Origin of the sequence: Mesorhizobium sp. L2C066B000 (assembly GCF_000502335.1) — a bacterium.
GTDB lineage: Bacteria > Pseudomonadota > Alphaproteobacteria > Rhizobiales > Rhizobiaceae > Mesorhizobium.
Genome location: NZ_AYWZ01000012.1, coordinates 1 through 20,161, shown reverse-complemented (window position 1 = coordinate 20,161; position 20,161 = coordinate 1). Strand labels below are relative to the sequence as shown.

The following is a 20,161-nucleotide window of genomic DNA, read 5'->3' as shown; positions in this document are numbered from 1 at the left end:
TTCATGGAAACAGCCACCCGCTCTCAGGTGGGTGAAAACCTTGCCGACAGCAATTGGAACGGCAGCGCGCCATAGGCGGCGACTTCGGCCTCATTGTCCCAGTTGCGGAACTGGCGCGATGGCCGTGCCTCGATCACCAGAGGCCGGCCGGTGTCGTCCACCGTTACCTTGCCGCGAAAGCGCAGCACACGTCCGCCGCCGGCGCGGCTGATCACCATGGAACGCAGGCGGGCGACATGGCCGCCGCCGGCATTGATTTCCATCTCAATGCGGCGGCGGATTGGTGGAACGACGATCCTGACGGTGACGTCCAGCACCATCGCTCCAGTCCTGTCCGGACGCGGCAGGGGCTGGGAAAGTGCAAACGGCGCCGACGTCGCTCTTGCCTTGCGCAATGTCGGCCTGCCGCGCCAGACGGCGGGCGTCGGCTGCTGCAGGCGGCCCTTTTTGCGTTTGAGGCGCAACTGCTTGGCAAAGCCGCGCGACAGCCAAACGAGGCCGCCGAAATCGGTGCGCGGCTTGGCCTGCAGCACCGAGGACCAGCGCGACAGGCCGGCGCGGTCGGCCAACTCAATCGTCTTTGCAAGTTCGGCCTCCGGCACCGCAATGCCGATCTCCAGGCAGAGATAGGAGAGCGCCACCGCCGCGGCGACGGCGAGGCCCCGCTTGGCGACGATGTCGGCGAACACGCCCCAGTCGACTGCGCCACTCTCGATGGCGACCGCACAGTCGACCAGCCAGTCGCTGTGGGTGTGGGCATCGAGGCCGCCATGTGCGATGGCGAGCGCCATGCGGTCGGCCGGAGAGGGCACAAGCACGCGGACGCCATTGAAATCGGCTGACAGCGCCCGCTGCCAGATCGCCAGATCATCTTCCGCGCTCTGCTGCGACCCGTCATAAGCGAGCTGGTGCAGGTCGATGTCGCCGAAACTGCCCTTGAAAAAATTCATCGAACGCAAGGACGCCAGCCTGGTGCGCAGATATTGCGGACTGACGCCGGTGGCGATCTGCCAGTCGCGTTCGCTAAGCACATCGAAGGCGGCAATCATGGCCTGCGAGCGCACCAGTATGTCGATGTCATGCGCCACCCGGCCGCGCTGCGCCGACGCGTTGACGGCGATGCGGCTGGCGCCTTTGATAAGCATCACCGCGCAGCCGGCGTCGATCATGGCCTGTAGCGCCGGCTCGGCCTCGCGCGCAGCCAGTCGCGATTTGGTCCACAGCATCTTTTGCAGGCCGACAAGACGTGGATAGGCCGGATGCCCAGCGAGCTTGCGGCCGAACCTGTCGGAGATCGCGGCCAGCAGCCGATGCTCGCGGAAAGCAGCATGGTCGATATCGTTCTCGTCGAGCCAGCGCGCCGCATAGGCCCCGGCCGCCTCTTCATCGGGGAGCAATGCGGCCTTCAGCAACTGGTCGAGGCCGCCAGTGGGCCATGACCAACCATAGTCCGGAAACCGACGGCCGATACGGCGCATGGCATTGGCCATCAGTCGGCGCTCGCCTTTTTCGCTGCTCGCCTTTGCATGGCCAGCCTTACGACTTCGACATAACCGCGGTCGCGCACGGGGTCGCGTCCATAGGACATGCTGTCGGGCCGGATGCGGCGCAAGGTTAGGACATCGTCGAGCATGGCAAGCGCAAAGCCCGCCTCGCGGACACGGGCGATCCAGTCGACCATGTCGCCGCGACCGCCTTGCGGGTCGATGATCGGACCGACGGCCTCGGCTACCTCCCGGCGGATCATCATCGTCGTGCGCGACCAGCCCGCCACGGCCACGTCCTGTTGCACATCGGGCTTGTCATCGCGAAACGTCCGCCAGTGGGCAAAGACTCCTGCCGTCGCGGGAAACCGCTCGAAATGCTCCAGCTGCCTTTCGATCTTGGTCGGCAGCCACAGATCGTCCGCATCGAGCGTGGCGACGAAGGGCGTCGCCAGCGCGGCGATGCCCCTGGTGGTGGCGCTGCCTGGTCCGGCATTGTCCTGGCGCAACACCTGCACCGGCATGCCCAGCGAATTGACCACCGCGACCGTATCGTCGGTCGAGCCGTCATCGACGACGATTATGGCGTCGGGCTGGACCGTCTGGGCCGCGACCGATCGCAGCGTCTCGGCGATGGTGGCGGTCGCGTTGAAGGCCGGAATGACGACGCCGTAGCTGGCCATCACAGGAAACGCCAATTCGCAAGTTCCTTGAAATCGAAGATGCCGTCGACAGGGTGCAAGGAGCGGTCGGCCTCGCGCCGTTTCATCGACTTGTAGACGGCGCGCATGAATTCGCGAAAAGGAACATCGGCCTGCCTGGTCATGTTGCCGGGATGGCGCCGGTAATAGAGCGCAACAGTGTCGGGCATCGTGAATTTCGGACCGCTTTCGAAAGTGCGCAGCAGATAGTCGGTGTCCTCGGCCTGGTGGAAATCCTCGTCGAAGCTGCCGATGCGTTCGACCAACCGCCGGACGAAGATAGCGGGAGACAGGTGAATGCCGCGAACCGTCATCGAGTGGCTGTCGGCTGTCGGCTCCAGCGTATCGTCATCTATGTCGTCGACCAGCGTCATGCGCGAATAGGTGAGCTCGAGGGTGGGGTCTGCGTCGAAACAGGTCAGATCCGCCTTGAAGCGGCCCGGCGGGGAAATGTCGTCGGAATCGAGAAACGATACCAGCCCGGTCTGCGGCAGCAATTGCCGCAAGCCCGCGTTGCGTGCCCGCGTCACCCCGGCATTCTGCTGCTGGAAAAGGCGAATGCACGGCGCCTCCGCGATCAGCGAGCGCACGACCGCCACCGAACTGTCGGTCGAACCGTCATCGATAACGATGATGTCGAGATCGGCGGCATCGCGCTGCCTCAGCAGCGAGCGCAGCGCCGAGCCGACATGGCGTTCGCGGTTGTAGACCGGCATGATCACGCTCAGCTTCACGCACGCATTCCAGGCTGTGATCTATTCATTCTTTCACCACTCTGCCGGGCGCTTGATCTCGAAAAGCCCCTCGACCGGGCGCCGCGACGGATCGGCCTTGCGCCGCCGCAAGGATTTCTGAATCACACGCAGATATTCGCGCACCGCCACATCCCTTTGCTTGGTCAAATTGCCGGGGTGGCGCCGGTAGTATACCGCGACGGTGTCGGGAAAAATGTGCTTTGGGCTGGTTTCGAAAATGCGCAGCAGATAGTCGGCGTCTTCGCCCTGCCGGAACTCCTCGTCGAAAGCACCTGTACGGTCGATGAGTGCCCTGCGGAGTATCCCGGCGCTAAGGCTGACGCCGCGCACGGTGGGACCTGCGCCGCCCCGTGCCGGCTGCAGGGTTTCGTCGTCCATGAGATCGACGCGCGTCATCAGCGAGTAGGTCAGCTCGAGCGCAGGGTCGGCCGCGAACAGGGGTAGGCCAGCCTTGAATCGTCCAGCCGGCGAGACGTCGTCCGAATCCAGGAACGACACCAGTTCGGTTTGCGGCAGCAACTGCCTCAGCCCTGTGTTGCGCGCGTTGGCCACGCCCTGGTTTGCCTGCTGGAACAGGCGGATGCACGACGCTTCCCGCATGATGGCGCGGACTGCTTCAACGGAGCTGTCCGTCGAGCCGTCGTCGACAACGATGATATCGAGATCGGCATCGTCGCGTTGCCTGAGCAGGGACCGCAACGTCGAAACGACATAGATCTCCCGATTGTACACCGGCACAATGATGCTCAACTTCATGCAGCGCCCCGAAGGACGAAATCCGCAATCGTGCCGGCGATCTCGCGCGGCTCGGTCCCCAGCGACAGCCGGTAGCATGGCAGATCGCGGGTAAGCTCGCCGAAAAAGCGAAAGCCCGCTTCCCGCTCGCCCGGCATCTGCACGATTCCTGACGGGGCCAAGGCGATCATGGCATCCTTGCGCGATATGGGCATGACCGAGCTTCTCGCACCTCCCCTGATATGGGGCACTATCAAAGCAATAATGTCCAGACTTGCAGGAGGTGGTCGAGGCGCGATCTCGTCGATGCGAAAGGCATGCTTGCCTTGCCAGTTCAGCGGTTGGTACGACTTTAGCCGACCCTCCAGCTTCAGCCGCTTGAAGCCCTCCGGATCCTGCTTGAGCGTGGCAAACAGCGGATAGGCCGTCACGCCCTCGGTCCGGTCGATCAGCACATAGTCGTCGCCGACGCTATCGAGCCCATTGAGCAGGCCGGCGACGACTGTTCCCGATTTTCCGGCTCCCCCGGAGCCCGCCAGCAACACGCCCTTGCCATCCATGCCCAGCGTGCCGGCATGGGTAAGCCGCATGCCGCGCGCCGCATATTCCCAATGCAGGAAGGCGCGCAGCGGCGCCGCCTGTTCCCATGGCGGAAAGGCGTCGGCCGACATCATCAGCTGCGCCCCGACATGGCGTTGCGGATCATGGAACTGCCAGAAGTCGAGGTCATGATAGTAGCTGCCGCGCAATCCGGCCTCTTCCAGCCGGTTGGCAAAGGCATGATGGTTGTAATCGCCTCGGCCCCAGGTGGCCGGGGCGGGGACGCCATCGATGGCCGGGTGGGCGACGAAAATGCGGCAGCCGTCAGATGCAGACGGATTTTCCGGGGCCGGTATGAAGGCATGGCTCATGGCTTCCGCCAGCGTGCCATGGTCGAGGTGGACACTCAGGTCCAGTCCCGGCAACCGCACGCTGGCGGCAACGGGATAGAAGGCGGCGGCGCTTTCCGCGGCCGCCAGCACATGGCGGGCATAATCCGGCAGGGTTTGCAGCGTGATCAAAGGCATGTGTTGGTTGTTCAGCGTCCAGAATTGCGCCGGGTCGCCTGATGCATGTCGCTCGGGGTGGCCCCGGTTTTGAGACGACGACATGCATAAAATCAAAGATCTAAACCGCGTCGCCTGAGTCCGTTCAAACGCGACGCGCTTTAGGGAAACGATTATGCCTGTTTCACCGCCGGCCAGCCGAGAGGTTCCTCGACCTCATGGATCGGGTCGACAATGATGAGATCGGCAAGGTCGTCATGGACATCGACCTTGAGCGGCTCATTGCTGGCAGCAAGCGCAGACGACAGCTCGCCCGAAAGCGGTTGTGCCGGTGTTTCGGCTGGCGCAAGCAGCCCGAAATCGAGCAGTCGGGCAACGAAGCTTTCGAGGTCGGCCAGGCTTATTTTTGCGGCGCCCGCGGCAGCTCCGACCAGCGCTTCAGTGGCGACGCCGGACGACAAAGCCTGCCAGACCCGGCTGCCGGAATCGGAAAAGCCGAAATACTTGCCGTTCGAAAGATCGAGAACGACGGCTTCGCCATCGAATGATTCGAAAACGATGTCCTTGCTTGCGACCGCGTAGACCCGCTGTTGCATCGCTGTGTCCCCCTCCCATGCGCCCTGAAGGGATGCGCCGGCTTCACGGTCTGCCAAGCCCTTCCTAAGTGCGTCTAAATCACTTGGCCGTTGGTTGGCAAGACAAAGACCCGCGAATACAACGCCTGCGTCGGCGACCGTTGCGGCGAAGTCGACCGGCTCAAGCCTCGATTTCGAGCGCCGACAATGGTTTCGAGCAGCAGGCAAGGATAAAACCGTCATCGATCTCGTGGTCGAGGATGCCGCCATTGTGGCTCATCTCGACTTCGCCGGAGACCTTCTTCACCTTGCAGGTGCCGCACAGGCCGAACTCGCAGGCGGCGGGAATCCGCACGCCCGAGCTGCGCGCGGTCTGCAGCACGGTCTGGCCGGCGACGCAGCCGGCGTCGACCTCCGAAAGCGAGAAGCGGATCGGCGTCACGGCTTCGACAGGTGCAGCGATGCCGTCCTCGACCGGGGAGGCAAACGGCGCCGGAATTTCCTCCACCACAGGCGCGGCAAAGCTCTCCTGATGGTATTTCGTCATGTCGAAGCCGGCGGCATCCAGCATGCCGCGCACGGCGCGCATGAACGGATCGGGGCCGCAGCAGAAGATTTCGCGCTCGCGGAAATCCGGAGCCAGCAAGGGCAGCCGGATCGCATCGATGCGCCCCATATGGCCGTACCAGCCTTCGCGGCTGGAACGTTCCTCGATCATGAAGCCGAGCGACAGGCCGGGCATATGGCCGCCGAGCAGTTCGAGTTCCTTGCGGAAGATGATCTCTTCGGCACGCCGCGCGCAGTTGACGAAACCGACATCGGTCCATGGCGCGCAGTCGTTCAGCCAGCGCAGCATCGACATCATCGGTGTCACGCCGGAGCCAGCCGAAATGAACAGGTATTTGGCCGCCGGGTGGCTGTGCAACGAGAAGTCGCCCGCCGGTCCATAGGCCTTGACGTGCGAGCCGGGCACCAGTTGGTCGAACATCCAGCGTGTGCCGATGCTGCCCGGTTGCGCCTTCACTGTCACCGCGATCGAAAACGGCCGCGATGGTGACGACGACAGCGTATAGGTGCGCATCAGCGGCCCGTCCGGTGTCGGCAGTTCCAGCGTCAGGAACTGGCCCGGCTTGTAGCGGAACCAGGTCTGATTGTCGGAGCGGAAGGTGAAGGTCTTGACGTCGGGCGCCTCGTCGCTGACGCCGATCACTTCCAGCACCTGCAGCCTGTCGTTCCACGGTGCCATCTGGTCAAGATGGCGATAGAGCCCAAGATCCGTCATCGCATTCATCCTCCGGTCCTTCCTCGCCTGCTCCAGCTCACGCGACGCTGCGCAGCGCCGGCCGGCCGCCTTCGGCAAGGCGCGGGCCGATGAAGGCCGCGTACCATTCGACGAACTGGATCACGCCGCCCTCGTGCAGCTCCGAATAGGGGCCGGGCTCATAGGCCGGAGACAGGATGCCGAAGGCGTTTTCCTCGACGATGCGGCGGTCCTGGTCGTTGGTCTCGGTCCAGACATGGGTGAGCTCCTCAAGGTTGTAGTCGACCCCCTCGACCGCATCCTTGTGCACCAGCCACTTGGTCGTCACCGCGGTTTGCGTGGCGCTGATCGGCAGCACCCGGAAGGTGACCGCATGGTCGATCAGTATGTGGTTCCAAGTCGTCGGATAGTGGTAGTGCATCAAGGTGCCGATGCGGTCGGCGGCAACAGTGTCGGACAGGTTCTTCGTCACCGCGCGCTTTCCCGACATCGTGTAGCTGACGGCATCGCGCAGCAGCGGCGCGCGGGTGGCGCGGTGTTGCCCGGCCGGATCGATGCGGAACTTGCTCGGCAGGCCCGCCGCCTCGCATTTCGCCCAGTGCGCCAGCATCTCCGGATCGCTGTCGGCGCCCTGCACGCCGGTCACCGTCGGCGCTTCGGGGAATGTCTTGCACAGCTCCGGATGATTGCCGGCGCAGTGATAGCATTCGCGGTTGTTTTCCCAGACCAGCTTCCAGTTGCCCTTCTCGATGATGGTGCTCTCGAAGGCGACCTTGGCTTCATTCAGCCGGTGCGGCTTGAGGTAGGGCTCTATCATGGCGCGCATCGGGGCAAAGTCGGCAGGTTCTTTCGCCAGGCAGATGAAGATGTAGCCGCCGACGCTCTCGCAGGCGACGGGCTTCAGGCCGAACTGGCTCTTGTCGAAACCGTCGGCCATCTGGCGGGCAAACAGCAGCCGGCCGTCAAGCTCGTAGGTCCACTGGTGATAAGGGCAGACAAGCTTTGCCGCCATGCCCTTCTCAGTGTTGCAGACACGGCTGCCGCGATGGCGGCAGGAATTGTGAAAGGCGTTGATGTTGCCCTTCTGGTCGCGGACCAGCACCACCGGATAATCGCCGATCTGCACGGTGATATAGCTGCCGGGCTTCGGCAGTTCGCAATCATGGCCGATGAACAGCCAGTCGCGATACCAGATGAGCTCCATGTCGAGCTTGAAATAGTCCGGGTCGGTGTAGAAGGGCTGTTCCAGCGAAAAGCCTTGCTTGCGGCCGTTCAGGAGCCTCAGCATGTCGTTGCGCGTATCCATAGTTCTGTCCTCGTGGTTTAAGGACTGAACTTGGTGGTGATGGAGGAAGGATCGGACGCAGGCCGGCGCGGCTCCGGACATGCACTATCCACCTCTTGACCGCCCACCGCGATCAGTCGAGTCTAGGCATCTCGGGCTGGTTTCCGGGCTCTGGAGTTGTCCTTGCGGACCATCGCGACACCTTCCCAGGCTCTTGCCCAGTGGTCTCCCGTTGCGACTTCAACTCCACCACCGTTGCGGGGGCAGCGCCGGATTCTGACCGGCTTCCCAATTCTCCGCTGCGTCGTCACGAAGCGGCACCCGAGATGCGATCATCTAATCACGGCAGCGATCGCGACGTCGGCATGAAAGCGACATCATATCCATGCGGCGCGACACGCGCGGCATACGCCCCCCGCCGCCGGTCAAAGAGCTGAGACGTTTCTTGCGACGCCATCATCGCCGTTTCGAATCGCTGCGGGTCCAGTTCGATCCGGGGCAAAAAGGGCTCAACGGTATCGAAAAGTTACTATTAGCAATCTCTAATCGAACCGAACGGTTCGTTTCTGTTGACAATGCGTGCAGGACGGTGTGAACGACGGCCCGGAAACCGACATCGGAGCGAACCACTCGGTTCGACATAAGCGACTGAAAACAATGCGATAGATGACCATAGAGGAACTTCCTGGCACAATTTCAAGGTGCAGGACCGTGGTCCACATGGAACAACTTCGTGATTGGAAACCAGCCTATGGCTTTCCCACATCGGGGCTGTCCGAACGACGCGAATTCCTCCCAAGACACGCCGCTAGACGGACAGACAAACTGGAGTCCTAAAAATGAAAAAGATCATCTTCACTGCCGCAGCCGTTTTGGCGATCACCGGCAGCGCCTTCGCCGGTAGTGACAATTACGGTTCCAATGGTGCGAACCAGCCAGCCGTCTCGGTCGACAGCTCGTATACGGCTTCCATTCAGAAGCCGGCGCACGCTGACAAGCAGCCTGTCGTTCAGGGCGCCGACCGCGACCTCTACGGCAATCGCTGATCCCGACCAAAGAAGGGCGGCTATCCCGCCGTTCTTGGGATCTCAAAAAAATTCAGGAGTGTTTGAAATGAAAAAGATCATCCTTGCTGCCGCCGCCGTTTTGGCCATCTCCGGCAGCGCTTTCGCCGGCAGCGACAACTACGGTTCGAACGGCGCCAACCAGCCTGCGATTACGTCGACCGATAGTGGCCATACGGCTTCGGTTGAGAAGTCGGCTCCAGCCGAGCAGGCGCCTGCCCACGGTGCCGACCGTAACCTTTTCGGCCGTTAAAAGCCGGTTCCCAGCACGCGGCGGGCTTATCCGCTGCACCTGGCGACATCAGAAAAATTCAGGAGACTAAAATGAAGAAGATCGTTCTCGCCGCCGCAGCCGTTCTGGCTGTTTCGAGCGCTGCCTTTGCCGGCAGCGACAATTATGGCTCCAATGGCGCCAACCAGCCGGCCGCTGCCGTCGACACCACCCGCACTTCGTCGACCGGCACCAACTCGGCGGTCTACAAGCTGCTGAACTCGTCGAACGACCAACAGAAGTTCGTTCCTCAGAGCAGCGACAGGGATCGGTTCGGCAACAACTAACAGCCGAAGCTTAAAAAAGAGCGGCGGGCCTGGCCCGCCGCTCTTTTTCATGCCTGTTCGACGCAGCTATCTCAAGCCGCCTTCACTTCCACCGGCTTGAGCGAGAAGGAGTGCCCATCGGCGTCGAAGATGTGCAGGTCCCCGGCATCCGCGGTCAGTCGCAGCTTTGCCCCGCGCTTGACCTCGACATTGCCGGGCAGCTTGGTCACCAACGGCAGGTCGGCGCGGCCGATATCGACATAGACAAGCTGCACCTCGCCGAGTTGCTCGACATAGTCCACCACGCCCTCGAAAAGATATTCCGCGCCGGTGGCGGCCGACAGATCCTCCGGCCGCACGCCGAAGCTGACTGCCGCACCCTTTGCTGACGCCGGCGTTGCAATCGGCACCGTTGCCTTGCGGCCGCCGACATGGCTGACGATTGTCGGGTTGCCCGTCCTGTCGATTGTCGCCGGCAGGATGTTCATGGCCGGCGAGCCGATGAACTGGGCAACGAACAGATTGCCGGGCTTCTTGTAGAGGTCCATCGGCGTGCCGACCTGCTCGACATGGCCATCCTTCAGCACGACGATGCGGTCGGCCAGCGTCATCGCTTCGACCTGATCGTGGGTGACGTAGATCATGGTCGTGGCAGGCATCGATTCCTTGAGCTTGGCGATCTCGATGCGGGTGGCGACGCGCAGTGCGGCGTCGAGGTTCGACAGCGGCTCGTCGAACAGGAACACTTTCGGATTGCGCACGATGGCGCGGCCGATGGCGACACGCTGGCGCTGGCCGCCCGACATCGCCTTGGGCAGGCGGTCGAGATATTTGGTCAGCTGCAGGATTTCGGCGGCCTGCCGCACCCGCTTGTCGATCTCGGCCTTGCTTTCCTTGCCGATCTTCATCGAGAAGGCCATGTTGTCGTAGACGGTCATGTGCGGATAGAGCGCATAGGACTGGAACACCATGGCAATGCCGCGCTTGGAAGGCGGCACGTCGTTCACCACCTCGCCGGCGATCTTCAGCTCGCCGGAGGTGATCTCCTCAAGCCCGGCGATGGACCGCAGCAAGGTCGACTTGCCGCAACCCGACGGGCCGACGAAGACGATGAACTCGCCCGACTTTATGTCGAGGTCGATGCCGTGGAGAATGTGCAGATTGCCGTATGATTTCTTCACCTGTCTCAGCGTGACATCGGCCATAATTTCCTCCCAGTGATTTCCCTAGAGAACCTGGATTTCCTCAAAAAATCCAGTTTCGTCAAAAACTCAGTCGATGCGCCCGAACCAGGCGCCGTAGCCGCCGAGGCGGATGGAACCTGTGCCGGATTGTCCCGAAAAACCGTGCCCGGCCAATGGCAGCAGCGCCTGACCACCGAGATCGACCTCGGCCGGCTTGCTGGCCAGATTGAAGACGCAGACGATCTGCTCATTGCCCTCACGGCGGGTGAAGGCGACGGTGTCGCCCTCGCTTTCGATGAACTCGATGTCGCCTTTGGCCAGGGCCGGATGCTGGCGGCGGAAACCGAGAAAGCGCCGGTAGTGCTCGAGCAGCGAGGCCGCGTCGCCCTGCTGAACATTGACCGCTTGCGACAAGTGCTTGCCCGGCACCGGCAGCCAGGGCTTGGCCGTCGAAAAGCCGGCATTGCTGGCGGTTGCATCCCACACCATCGGCGTGCGGCAGCCGTCGCGGCCCTTAAATTCGGGCCAGAAGCGAATGCCGTAGGGGTCCTGCAGATCCTCGAACTGCAACTCGGCTTCGCCCAGCCCAAGCTCCTCTCCCTGATAGAGGCAGACCGAACCGCGCAGCGACATCAGCAGCGCCGAGATAACCTTCAGATAGGCGGCCGGGTCGGCCTCGTCGGCGGCCCAGCGCGAGGCCGGACGCATCACGTCGTGGTTGGAAAAGGCCCAGCACGACCAGCCGTCGCTGGCGACCTTGCCGAAGGCTTCCAGCACCTGGCGCACCTTGGCGGCGCTGATCTTCTCCGGCGCCAGGAAATCGAAGGAATAGCACATGTGGACGCGTTTGCCGCCGGCGGTGTAGGCGGCGACCACTTCCAGCCCACGCTGCGAATCGCCGACTTCGCCGACCGCGGCGGCCGCCGGATATTCGTCGAGCAGCGCCCGGAACCGTTCGAGGAAGGCAAGGTTTTCCGGCCGGCTCTTGTCGTAGATATGGTCCTGGTAGTTGTAGGGATTGACCGCAGGTGCTGTCTGGTCGTTGCGCTCTTCGGGCGGCAGCGGCGGATTGTTCTCCAGCCCCTGGCTGTGGAAGTAGAAATTGATAGTGTCGAGGCGGAAGCCGTCAACGCCGCGCTCCAGCCAGAAGCGGGTGACGTCGAGCAGCGCGTCCTGGACTTCCAGATTGTGGAAGTTGAGATCGGGCTGCTCGGACAGGAAGTTATGCAGGTAATATTGCTGGCGGCTGGTGTCCCACTGCCAGGCCGAGCCGCCGAAGATCGACAGCCAGTTGTTGGGCGGCGTGCCGTCCGGCCTGGCGTCGGCCCAGACATACCAGTCGGCCTTCGGATTGCCGCGGCTGGCGCGGCTCTCCTTGAACCATGGATGGTTGTCGGCAGTGTGCGACAGCACCTCGTCGATCATCACCTTGAGGCCGAGGTGATGGGCTTCCGCAACCAGCGCGTCGAAATCGGCGAGCGTCCCGAACATCGGGTCGACGTCGCAATAGTCCGAGACGTCGTAGCCGAAATCCTTCATCGGCGACTTGAAGAAGGGCGAAATCCAGATGGCGTCGACGCCGAGCGAGGCGATGTAGGGCAGCCTGCGGATGATGCCCTTGAGGTCGCCGATGCCGTCGCCATTGGAGTCCTGATAGGAGCGCGGATAGATCTGGTAGATCACCGCGCCCCGCCACCAGTCGCGATCGACGGCGAGATCGGGCTTCGAGGTCGCCTTCAAAGCGGCTTGCATAAGTCTCAACCTCCTTTGACCGAGCCGGCCAGCAGCCCGCGGACGAAATAGCGCTGCAGCGAGAAGAACACGATCAGCGGCACGATAATGGTGACGAAGGCCGATGTCGTCAGGATTTCCCAGTCGCCGCCGCGCGAGCCGAGCAGCGCGTTGAGCTTCGCGGTCAGCACGATCTGGTCCCCTTCGGTACCGAGGAAAACCATTGCCACCAACAAATCGTTCCACACCCACAGGAACTGGAAGATTGCAAAGGACGCCAGCACCGGGAAGGACAGCGGCAGCACGATCTTGACGAAGATTTCGAAATCGCTGGCGCCATCTATGCGCGCCGATTCCATGATCTCGCGCGGCAGGCCGGCAATATAGCTGCGCAGGAGATAGATGGCGAAGGGCAGGCCGAAGCCGGTATGCGCCAGCCAGATGCCGAGATAGGTTTTCGACGGCACACCGAAGAAGATGCCGACGCCGTTGTAGATCTTCAAAAGCGGGATCAAGGACATCTGCAGCGGCACGACCAGCAGGCCGATGATTGTTGCGATCAGCAAGGCGCGGCCGGGAAAACGCATCCACGCCAATGCATAGGCGGCGAAGGCGGCGATCAGGATCGGGATGACCGTCGCCGGGATGGTGACGGTCAGCGAGTTTATGAACGAGCGGCCGATACCCTCCGAAAACAGCACGGTCTTGTAATTGTCGGTGGTGAATTTCGGTGGCGCCGACGAGGCGTAATAGACGCGCTGGCCACGGTCGCCTTCGAAAGCCTTGGGCGAACTCATGACGAACGTTCCGTCGGCATTGAGCTGCAAGGTCACGCCGTCGCCGAGATCGGCAGTGGTGCCGGCCGGATATTGCGTCGGTGCCGCCGACTTGACGCCGAAGGCGCTGATGTTGCGCGCAGCACCGTCGCCGAAGATGTTGCCGGCAAGCACGAACTTGCCGTCCTTCTCGACCTGCGCCGAGGCCGGCGGCAGGCGGCCGGCTTCGGTCTGGCTGGAGCTGGAGAACGAGTTCCACCAGCCCGAGGCGATGATCTGGTCCTTGTCGCGCAGTGACGAGACCAGGATGCCGAGCGTCGGCACGGTCCAGATGGCGACGAAGACGAGCACGGCGATGTGGACGCCGAAGCGGCTGGCAAAGGACTTCCCGGTCGCGACGGCCATCTCAATGTCCTCCCGTCTCTTTGTTCGCCTGGCGGATGTTCCAGACCATGATCGGGATGACCGCGATCATGATGATGATGGCGATGGTGGCGCCGCGGCCGAAATCGCCGCCGCCGCGGAACATCCAGTCGAACATCAGATTGGCCAGCACCTGGCTGTTCCATTGGCCGTTGGTCATGGTCAGCACGATGTCGAACACTTTCAGCACCAGGATGGTGATCGTCGTCCAGACCACGGCGATGGTGCCCCAGATCTGCGGCACCATGATCTTCCAGAAGATCTGGAACGGATTGGCGCCGTCGATGACCGCGGCTTCAAGCGTCTCTTCGGGGATGCCGCGCAACGCCGAAGACAGGATGACCATGGCAAAGCCGGTCTGGATCCAGATCAGGATGATCATCAGGAAGAAATTGTTCCAGAACGGCAGCGATATCCAGACCTGCGGCTGGCCGCCGAAATACTGGATGATGGCGTTGAGCAGGCCGATCTGCGTCTGGCCCTCGCCGCGATATTCGTAGATGAATTTCCAGATCACGCTGGCGCCGACGAAGGAGATCGCCAGCGGCAGGAAGATCAGGCTCTTGGCGATTGTGCCCCACCAGATCTTGTCCGTGAGCACGGCGATTATCAACCCTAGAAAGGTGCAGGCGGCGGGCACCACCGCCAGCCAGATGATGTTATTCAGGATCGAGTTGCGGAACTCGCGGTCGCCGAACGCCCATTCATAGTTGGCGAAGCCGACAAAATGCTGGCCGCCGCGGTCGAGGAAGGACAGCCAGAGCGTCGCCACCACCGGATAGATCAGGTAGACGGTGAGGATGATCATCGCCGGGCCGACGAACAGCCACGGACGGACCAGTCCTTGCCGGCGCAGATTGTCGATGGCCGCAGCCCCGGCCACGCCGCGCGACGGGAATATCAGGTCGACCAGCTTGTTGGCGCCCCAGAAATAGGCGACGCAGCCGCCGACGCCGATGATGATGACAAAAATGGCCGATAAGATCTGAGCAGCCATGGATCCCTCTTCCCTGCGCATGATCGGCCGGGCCTTGAACAGCCCTGGCGATGTGGCTCTGCGCCGATTTAAGTTATTCTGAAACGAACGAACGCAAATCGGTCCGGCGTAAGGCGCCGGTCGGATCCGGGCCATAGCGGCCCGGACCCAATCTGTGGAGGAAGTCCTGAATTTGCCGCCAAAGCGGCTGATTACTTGGCAGTGGTTACTTGCCAGCTGACTGCTTGCCAGCTGACTACTTGATAGCGTCCCAGCTCTTCTGGATGTCGGTGGCGACATCCTGCGCCGACTTGCCGCCGACCAGATCGATCATGCCGGTCCAGAAGGCGCCGGCGCCGATCTTGCCCGGCATCAGGTCCGAACCGTCGAAGCGGAAGGTCGAGGCATTGGCGAGGATATCGCCCTGCTTCTTCAGCGCGTCGCTGGCATAGGCATCCTTGTTGACCGACTTGAGCGGCGTGACGAAGCCGCCCTGGGCCATCCAGATTTCATGTGCCAGCGGCATTTTCAGGAATTCGATGAACGCGCGTGCACCCTTCGAATCCTTGGTGATCATGGCCAGCGTGCCGGCGCCGAGCACAGGCGTGCCCAGCTCGGGCTTGGATGCATAGGGCGGGAAGTAGAAGAAGTCGGCGTCCTGTCCAACCTTTGTGCCTTCCGGGAAGAAGGTCGGGATGAACGATGCCTGATGGTGCAGGTAGCATTTCGGCGGCACCGAGAAGAGGCCCTTCGGGCTGTCGCGGAAGTCGGTCGCGGCAACCGCCTTGGCCCCACCGTCGACCATCTTGTCGTCGGTCGCGATCTTGCCGAAAATGTCGATGGCGTTGACCACCGCCGGATCGTTGAACGGGATCTCGTTCTTTACCCACTTGTCATACACGTCGGGCGCCTGGGTGCGCAGCATGATGTCTTCGACCCAGTCGGTCGCCGGCCAGCCGGTAGCGCCGCCTGAGCCGAGGCCGATGCACCACGGCGTGCCGCCGTCGGCGATGATCTTCTTCTCGAGGTCGGCGAGCTCTTCCTGGGTCTTGGGAACCTTGTAGCCGGCTTCCTCGAAATTGTCGGGCGAATACCAGACCAGCGATTTCACGTCGGCCTTGTAGGGGAAGGCGAAGAAGCCCGGCTTGCCGTCCTTGTCCTTGAAGGTGCCGAGATCGACCCATGACTGGCCGGCGCCGTAATTGTCCTTGATCCATTTGGCGGTGTCGTCGCCCAGCGGCGTCAAAAGGCCCTTGGACGCCAGATCCTGGATCAGGCCCGGCTGCGGCAGTACGGCGATATTGGGCGGGCTGCCGGCCTGGGTATCGATGACGATCTGCTGTTCGTAATTTTCCGACGAGGAGTATTTGATCTCGGCGCCGGTGGCTTCCTGAAAATATTCGAGAACAGTGCGGATGAGGCCTTCGTCCTCGCCGCGCCAGGGCCCGAAGATGGTCAGCGTCTCGCCCTTGAGATCGACCTTCTTCAGCTCTTCGTAATTGGCCCACTTGAAGCGCTTGTCTTCCCCGGGCTTGAACTTCAGTTCGGCTTGCGCCGGCAGGGACAAGGCGAGTGTGGCAAACGCTGCGCCAAGCAGAAGCATCTTCTTCATCGGTATTCCTCCCAGTGTGGACACATACACCCGGACGGAACCTCCATTCCGCCCGCCGACGCTGCAGGACTGTGACTCGTTCAGAAAGGAACCGCAACCTTTCGAAGAGTCTTCCAAAGCGCTTTGGTCTTTTTGATCTCGCCATTGAATCGGATGGAAGTCAAGAGGGCGGTGGGCTAATCGATTTAATTGCGGGCCGCAAGACTTGGTAAAGTGCACTGCAGCACAATTTTACGGCGGTGCAGCACCGTATTAAGCTTCAAACTGGCCGGACCAGTGCGTATGGTCGACCAGCTCGGCCGCGCCCATTGTGGCGCCGCGTGGCTTCAAAATTAAAAGCGCTTTGAGGCTTGGAGGCCTCCCAGTGAACCTGAAGCAGCTCTCTCATATGCTGGCCCTGTCGCAGACAACGGTAAGCCGTGCGCTCAACGGCTATCCCGAGGTCAACGAGGAAACCCGCCGGCGTGTGGTGGAAGCCGCCAAGCGCCACGGCTACCGGCCCAACCCGAGCGCGCGCCGGCTGGCGACCGGCAAGACGGGCATGATCGGGTATGTGCTGCCGACGGGCGCCTCCGTCGACATCGACCCACATTTCGTCGAGTTCCTGTCGGGTCTCGGCGACTATGCCCGCTCGCACGAGCTCGACCTGGTGCTGTCGCCGGCCGATGCCGACGACCAGGAAACCACCTATCGCCGCATCGTCGCCAACCGCCAGGTCGACGCCGTCTACATCTCCTCGCCGCGCCCGGCCGACCGGCGGGTGGCGCTGGTCAACACGCTCGGCATTCCCTTCATCGTCCATGGCCGCAGCGAAGGCTTCGATTTCGACTACCCCTTCACCGACATCGACAATGAGGGCGGCTTCCACGACGCCGCCCGGCTGCTGGTTCAGCTCGGCCACCGGCGGCTGGCGCTGATCAATGGCGACGACCGCGAGACCTTCGCCATCCACCGCGAGCGCGGCATGCGCAGGGCGCTGGCCGCGAGCGGCCTGACGCTCGGCGAGCGCCATGTCTGTTCACTCACCATGACCGAGGAGAACGGCTACCGCGCCGCCAGGCGCCTGCTCGAACAGAGCGAGCGGCCGACGGCGATCGCCTGCTCCAGCCTGATCATGTCGCTCGGCGTCGTGCGCGCGGTGCGCGACCTTGGCCTGACCATTCCCGGCGACCTGTCGTTGATTGCCCATGACGACGTCTTTCCATGGCTGAAGCCGGAGAATTTTTCCGTGCCGCTGTCGACGACGCGCTCGTCGATCCGCCTCGCCGGCGCCCGCATCGCCGAACGCCTGGCAGCGCGCATTTCCGGCTTGGAAGAAGGGGCGCGAGGCGAGGTCTGGCCAGTCGATCTGGTGGTGAGGGGTTCGGTCGCAGGCGCCCCCGTCTAGGGATTAATCCATCGCTCCGCTGGGCAAGTTCACCCTTGTGGATGTTGCCCGCAGATAGATTGACTTTGTTGGGACAACGGTCTGCCTGGACCTGTCCTTGATTTGGCTTCGAGTGGGTGGCAACCAGTAAGCCAGAGCCATCAACCAGTCCTCAGGGTGCGCCACTTGCCCATATTCCCGTTCTCCGAAACGGATCCAATCCGGCATCCTGGCCCACCGCCGAAAACGTCGGAGGTGGTCATAATTGGTGGCGGCATCATCGGCGTGACGACGGCGCTTTTCCTGGCGCAGCGGAACATTGCGGTGACGCTGCTGGAAAAAGGACGCGTTGCGGCCGAACAGTCGTCGCGCAATTGGGGCTGGATCCGAAAGCAGGGGCGAGACGCGGATGAACTGCCTGTCGTCATCGAGGCTATTCGCCTGTGGCGGCAGTTGGCCGAGGAGTGCGGCGAAGACATCGGGCTGACCCAGACGGGCGTGACCTACCTGGCGAACTCGGACAAGGACATGGCCGGCTTCGAAGCGTTCATGAAGATCGCAGCGATCCATGCGCTCGACACGCGCCTGCTGGACGCAGATGAAACCGCGAAGCTCATCAAAGGCATGTCACGCAAATTCAAGGGCGCGATGACGACGCCCTCCGACATGCGGGCGGAGCCTTGGTTGGCCGTGCCGGCGCTTGCCCGGCTTGCCGTGCGAAAAGGCGTCAAAATTGTCGAGAATTGTGCGGCGCGAGCCCTCGAAATCTCGGCCGGCAAGGTCAAGGGCGTGTGGACCGAGGCGGGGTATGTCGAGGCCTCCAGCGTGCTGGTCGCGGGCGGCGCCTGGTCATCCCTGTTCCTGAGAAGACACGGCGTCTCCATCCCCCAGCTCAGCGTCAGGGTAACCGTGGCCGCAACGGAGCCCATGCCTGAGGTCTATGCAGGTGCGGCAGCCGACGAACACATCGCGTTCCGGCGCAGGCAGGATGGCGGATATACGCTCGCCGCGGGCGGCAGCCATTTGCTTTATTTGGGGCCCGACGCATTCCGGCACGCCACCAAATACCTTCCCGCCCTCAGGGACAATCCGTTCGGGACGCGCTACTTTCCGTTCGCCCCGTCAGGCTACCCTGACGCCTGGTCGACGCCGCGCGATTGGGCGCCGGATTCCGTCAGTCCTTTCGAAAAAATGCGAGTGCTGAACCCGCCCCCTGAACGAGCCGGTCTGCGTTCGATAGAACGTAACTTCGGGTGTCTTTTTCCACAGTTCGAAGCAGTTCGCCTGAAGGCAGGCTGGGGCGGCATGATCGACGCCATGCCGGACGTCGTCCCTGTCGTGGATCGGGTTGAGGCAGTCGGCGGCCTTTTCGTCGCGACGGGAATGAGCGGTCACGGCTTCGGCATCGGGCCTGGTATAGGCCGCGTCGTTGCCGACATGATCCAAGGAAACCTGACCGGGCACGACCTCAGCCGCTTCCGGCTGTCGCGCTTCTGTGATGGCAGCCCTGTCCGGCTCGGTCCGGCGCTCTGAATTGGTGGCGCGAAATTCGCCCGGTTTACTTGTTCGCCGCCGCCTTCGTATCCAGCAGCCCATAACCGAAATCATTGTCCCGTCCCTTCGGGCCAAGGTCCCTGGCGGTGGCCGCCAGCGCCTTTTCGATGTCGTCGGCGGAGCGCTCGGGTGAAGCGTGGATCAAATTGGCGATAGCGCCGGACACGATCGCGGCGGCAAACGAGGTGCCGGTGACGACGTCAGAGCCGGCGCCGCTCGGCGCCACCATCTCGACGCCGGGCGCCGAGATGAAGACATAAGCGCCGCGATTGGCCTGCTGCATCAGCCCGTCCTTGGCGTCGGTGGCGGTGACCGCGATGACGCCGTCATAGGCGGCGGGGTAGCCATAGGGCGCTTTCGGCCCGTTGTTGCCGGCAGCAGCGACCAGGATGATGCCGAGCCCGCGCGCATTGCGGCAGGCGGTGGCGAGCAGATCGTTCTTGGGGCCGACGAAACTCATATTGATGATGCTGACATTCTGGTCCGCCGCCCAGTCGAGCGCCGACAGGATGACATCCATGGTCGACCTGCCGTCCTCGAAGGCGCGGGCGTGATAGATCCTGGCGCCGGGCGCCATGCCTTCGAGCGCGCCGACGCCGGCGATCAGCCCGTCGACCGAGGTACCGTGGTCACGCTTTTCGACCGGCACGTTGGGCATGGCGTCGAACTGGTCGGCAATGACGCCGGACAGCGCCGGATTGGTGTCGTCTATGCCGGTGTCGATGACGGCGATGCGCACGTTTTCGCCACTGGCTTGCTTGTTGTCGAGCTGAATGCGCTCGAAGGCATAGTTGACGATGCCGGCCGCCTGCTGCAGCGAATAGATATGGTTTGGCTCGCGCCGCAGGGTGCGGCCATCGGCGGCCAGCTGCGCTAGCACGGCGCCGACCGGGCGGCCGTCGGGAATGCCGAAGCGCACCAGTGTGGTGCCGAGCAGCCGCGACTGGCGCTGCGAGCGCACTTCAAGGCCGAAGGAGGCGGCGATCTGCTGGACGGCGCCGGCATCGCCGTCGACGGTCACCAGCACCTCGTCGGGCACGAACTCGCCGGCGATGGCACGCCGCGGCGCGGTCGCGACAAGATCGGTCGGCGAAAC

Annotated in this window: 19 protein-coding genes and 1 riboswitch; of the genes, 5 read left to right on the top strand and 14 right to left on the bottom strand. The window is 62.8% G+C overall.

Annotation, left to right across the window (positions count from 1 at the left end; all coding sequences use genetic code 11):
- Positions 1-23 precede the first annotated feature (23 nt).
- The 8 genes from X733_RS144035 to X733_RS144070 form a co-directional block, all read right to left on the bottom strand.
- Positions 24-1,490, bottom strand: coding sequence for a nucleotidyltransferase family protein (locus tag X733_RS144035; RefSeq protein ID WP_023819471.1), 1,467 nt, complete (start codon positions 1,488-1,490; stop codon positions 24-26).
- Positions 1,490-2,182 carry a glycosyltransferase family A protein gene (locus tag X733_RS144040; RefSeq protein WP_245260271.1) on the bottom strand — a complete coding sequence of 231 codons (693 nt, stop codon included), beginning with the start codon at positions 2,180-2,182 and terminating at the stop codon, positions 1,490-1,492. The genes X733_RS144035 and X733_RS144040 overlap by 1 nt, the downstream gene beginning before the upstream one ends.
- Positions 2,167-2,919 (bottom strand): glycosyltransferase, encoded by a 753-nt coding sequence (locus tag X733_RS144045; protein WP_023668879.1) that lies wholly within the window; start codon positions 2,917-2,919, stop codon positions 2,167-2,169. Before X733_RS144045 ends, X733_RS144040 begins: the two co-directional genes overlap by 16 nt.
- A 33-nt stretch (positions 2,920-2,952) precedes the next feature.
- Positions 2,953-3,696 (bottom strand): glycosyltransferase family A protein, encoded by a 744-nt coding sequence (locus X733_RS144050; protein WP_023668880.1) that lies wholly within the window; start codon positions 3,694-3,696, stop codon positions 2,953-2,955.
- Entirely contained in the window at positions 3,693-4,742 is a 1,050-nt protein-coding gene (locus tag X733_RS144055; RefSeq protein ID WP_023819470.1) for a hypothetical protein, read from the bottom strand. Before X733_RS144055 ends, X733_RS144050 begins: the two co-directional genes overlap by 4 nt.
- 152 nt (positions 4,743-4,894) lie before the next feature.
- Complete coding sequence (locus X733_RS144060; RefSeq protein ID WP_023696905.1) at positions 4,895-5,317, bottom strand: PqqD family protein; 423 nt, start codon at positions 5,315-5,317, stop codon at positions 4,895-4,897.
- 160 nt (positions 5,318-5,477) lie between these two features.
- Entirely contained in the window at positions 5,478-6,578 is a 1,101-nt protein-coding gene (locus X733_RS144065; protein WP_023819469.1) for a hybrid-cluster NAD(P)-dependent oxidoreductase, read from the bottom strand.
- Between the two features lie 37 nt (positions 6,579-6,615).
- Positions 6,616-7,863 (bottom strand): aromatic ring-hydroxylating dioxygenase subunit alpha, encoded by a 1,248-nt coding sequence (locus tag X733_RS144070; protein ID WP_023819468.1) that lies wholly within the window; start codon positions 7,861-7,863, stop codon positions 6,616-6,618.
- Between the two features lie 116 nt (positions 7,864-7,979).
- Positions 7,980-8,182: riboswitch (cobalamin riboswitch) on the bottom strand.
- 499 nt (positions 8,183-8,681) lie between these two features.
- Between X733_RS144070 and X733_RS144075 the strand changes: the two genes are divergently transcribed.
- The 3 genes from X733_RS144075 to X733_RS144085 all read left to right on the top strand — a co-directional run bounded on the left by X733_RS144075 (position 8,682) and on the right by X733_RS144085 (position 9,464).
- A complete protein-coding gene (locus tag X733_RS144075; protein WP_023819467.1) occupies positions 8,682-8,888 on the top strand; it encodes a DUF680 domain-containing protein in 207 nt (68 codons plus the stop codon).
- Between the two features lie 67 nt (positions 8,889-8,955).
- Positions 8,956-9,159, top strand: a complete 204-nt coding sequence (locus X733_RS144080) for a DUF680 domain-containing protein (RefSeq protein WP_023668886.1) — start codon at positions 8,956-8,958, stop codon at positions 9,157-9,159.
- Positions 9,160-9,230: 71 nt separating this feature from the next.
- A complete protein-coding gene (locus X733_RS144085) occupies positions 9,231-9,464 on the top strand; it encodes a DUF680 domain-containing protein (protein WP_023819466.1) in 234 nt (77 codons plus the stop codon).
- 71 nt (positions 9,465-9,535) lie between these two features.
- Here X733_RS144085 and ugpC read toward each other — a convergent pair whose 3' ends face one another.
- The 5 genes from ugpC to X733_RS144110 all read right to left on the bottom strand — a co-directional run bounded on the left by ugpC (position 9,536) and on the right by X733_RS144110 (position 16,145).
- Positions 9,536-10,648 (bottom strand): sn-glycerol-3-phosphate ABC transporter ATP-binding protein UgpC, encoded by a 1,113-nt coding sequence (gene ugpC, locus X733_RS144090; protein ID WP_023819465.1) that lies wholly within the window; start codon positions 10,646-10,648, stop codon positions 9,536-9,538.
- 66 nt (positions 10,649-10,714) lie between these two features.
- Positions 10,715-12,379, bottom strand: a complete 1,665-nt coding sequence (locus X733_RS144095; RefSeq protein WP_031193734.1) for an alpha-glucosidase family protein — start codon at positions 12,377-12,379, stop codon at positions 10,715-10,717.
- A gap of 5 nt (positions 12,380-12,384) precedes the next feature.
- Positions 12,385-13,539 carry a carbohydrate ABC transporter permease gene (locus tag X733_RS144100; RefSeq protein WP_023715517.1) on the bottom strand — a complete coding sequence of 385 codons (1,155 nt, stop codon included), beginning with the start codon at positions 13,537-13,539 and terminating at the stop codon, positions 12,385-12,387.
- A 1-nt stretch (position 13,540) separates the two neighbouring features.
- Positions 13,541-14,554: a sugar ABC transporter permease gene (locus X733_RS144105; RefSeq protein WP_023668891.1), complete on the bottom strand. Its 1,014-nt coding sequence runs from the start codon at positions 14,552-14,554 to the stop codon at positions 13,541-13,543.
- Between the two features lie 235 nt (positions 14,555-14,789).
- On the bottom strand, positions 14,790-16,145 hold the full coding sequence (locus X733_RS144110; protein ID WP_023752444.1) for an ABC transporter substrate-binding protein: 1,356 nt from the start codon (positions 16,143-16,145) through the stop codon (positions 14,790-14,792).
- A 364-nt stretch (positions 16,146-16,509) separates the two neighbouring features.
- Here X733_RS144110 and X733_RS144115 point away from each other — a divergent pair, with 364 nt between their 5' ends.
- Positions 16,510-17,532 carry a substrate-binding domain-containing protein gene (locus X733_RS144115; RefSeq protein WP_023752445.1) on the top strand — a complete coding sequence of 341 codons (1,023 nt, stop codon included), beginning with the start codon at positions 16,510-16,512 and terminating at the stop codon, positions 17,530-17,532.
- A gap of 165 nt (positions 17,533-17,697) precedes the next feature.
- Complete coding sequence (locus X733_RS144120; RefSeq protein ID WP_023806207.1) at positions 17,698-19,044, top strand: FAD-binding oxidoreductase; 1,347 nt, start codon at positions 17,698-17,700, stop codon at positions 19,042-19,044.
- A gap of 25 nt (positions 19,045-19,069) precedes the next feature.
- Here X733_RS144120 and X733_RS144125 read toward each other — a convergent pair.
- On the bottom strand, positions 19,070-20,161 hold a 1,092-nt coding region (locus tag X733_RS144125; protein ID WP_023819463.1), incomplete at its 5' end, for a S8 family serine peptidase.

Bases quoted from the DNA above. Each gene is read 5' to 3' on its own strand.
- X733_RS144050 (WP_023668880.1), bottom strand. From the start codon at position 3,696: ATGAAGTTGAGCATCATTGTGCCGGTGTACAATCGGGAGATCTATGTC.
- X733_RS144065 (WP_023819469.1), bottom strand. From the start codon at position 6,578: ATGACGGATCTTGGGCTCTATCGCCATCTTGACCAGATGGCACCGTGG.
- ugpC (WP_023819465.1), bottom strand. From the start codon at position 10,648: ATGGCCGATGTCACGCTGAGACAGGTGAAGAAATCATACGGCAATCTG.
- X733_RS144085 (WP_023819466.1), top strand. From the start codon at position 9,231: ATGAAGAAGATCGTTCTCGCCGCCGCAGCCGTTCTGGCTGTTTCGAGC.
- X733_RS144070 (WP_023819468.1), bottom strand. From the start codon at position 7,863: ATGGATACGCGCAACGACATGCTGAGGCTCCTGAACGGCCGCAAGCAA.
- X733_RS144080 (WP_023668886.1), top strand. From the start codon at position 8,956: ATGAAAAAGATCATCCTTGCTGCCGCCGCCGTTTTGGCCATCTCCGGC.
- X733_RS144060 (WP_023696905.1), bottom strand. From the start codon at position 5,317: ATGCAACAGCGGGTCTACGCGGTCGCAAGCAAGGACATCGTTTTCGAA.
- X733_RS144035 (WP_023819471.1), bottom strand. From the start codon at position 1,490: ATGGCCAATGCCATGCGCCGTATCGGCCGTCGGTTTCCGGACTATGGT.
- X733_RS144110 (WP_023752444.1), bottom strand. From the start codon at position 16,145: ATGAAGAAGATGCTTCTGCTTGGCGCAGCGTTTGCCACACTCGCCTTG.
- X733_RS144055 (WP_023819470.1), bottom strand. From the start codon at position 4,742: ATGCCTTTGATCACGCTGCAAACCCTGCCGGATTATGCCCGCCATGTG.
- X733_RS144105 (WP_023668891.1), bottom strand. From the start codon at position 14,554: ATGGCTGCTCAGATCTTATCGGCCATTTTTGTCATCATCATCGGCGTC.
- X733_RS144075 (WP_023819467.1), top strand. From the start codon at position 8,682: ATGAAAAAGATCATCTTCACTGCCGCAGCCGTTTTGGCGATCACCGGC.
- X733_RS144100 (WP_023715517.1), bottom strand. From the start codon at position 13,539: ATGGCCGTCGCGACCGGGAAGTCCTTTGCCAGCCGCTTCGGCGTCCAC.
- X733_RS144095 (WP_031193734.1), bottom strand. From the start codon at position 12,379: ATGCAAGCCGCTTTGAAGGCGACCTCGAAGCCCGATCTCGCCGTCGAT.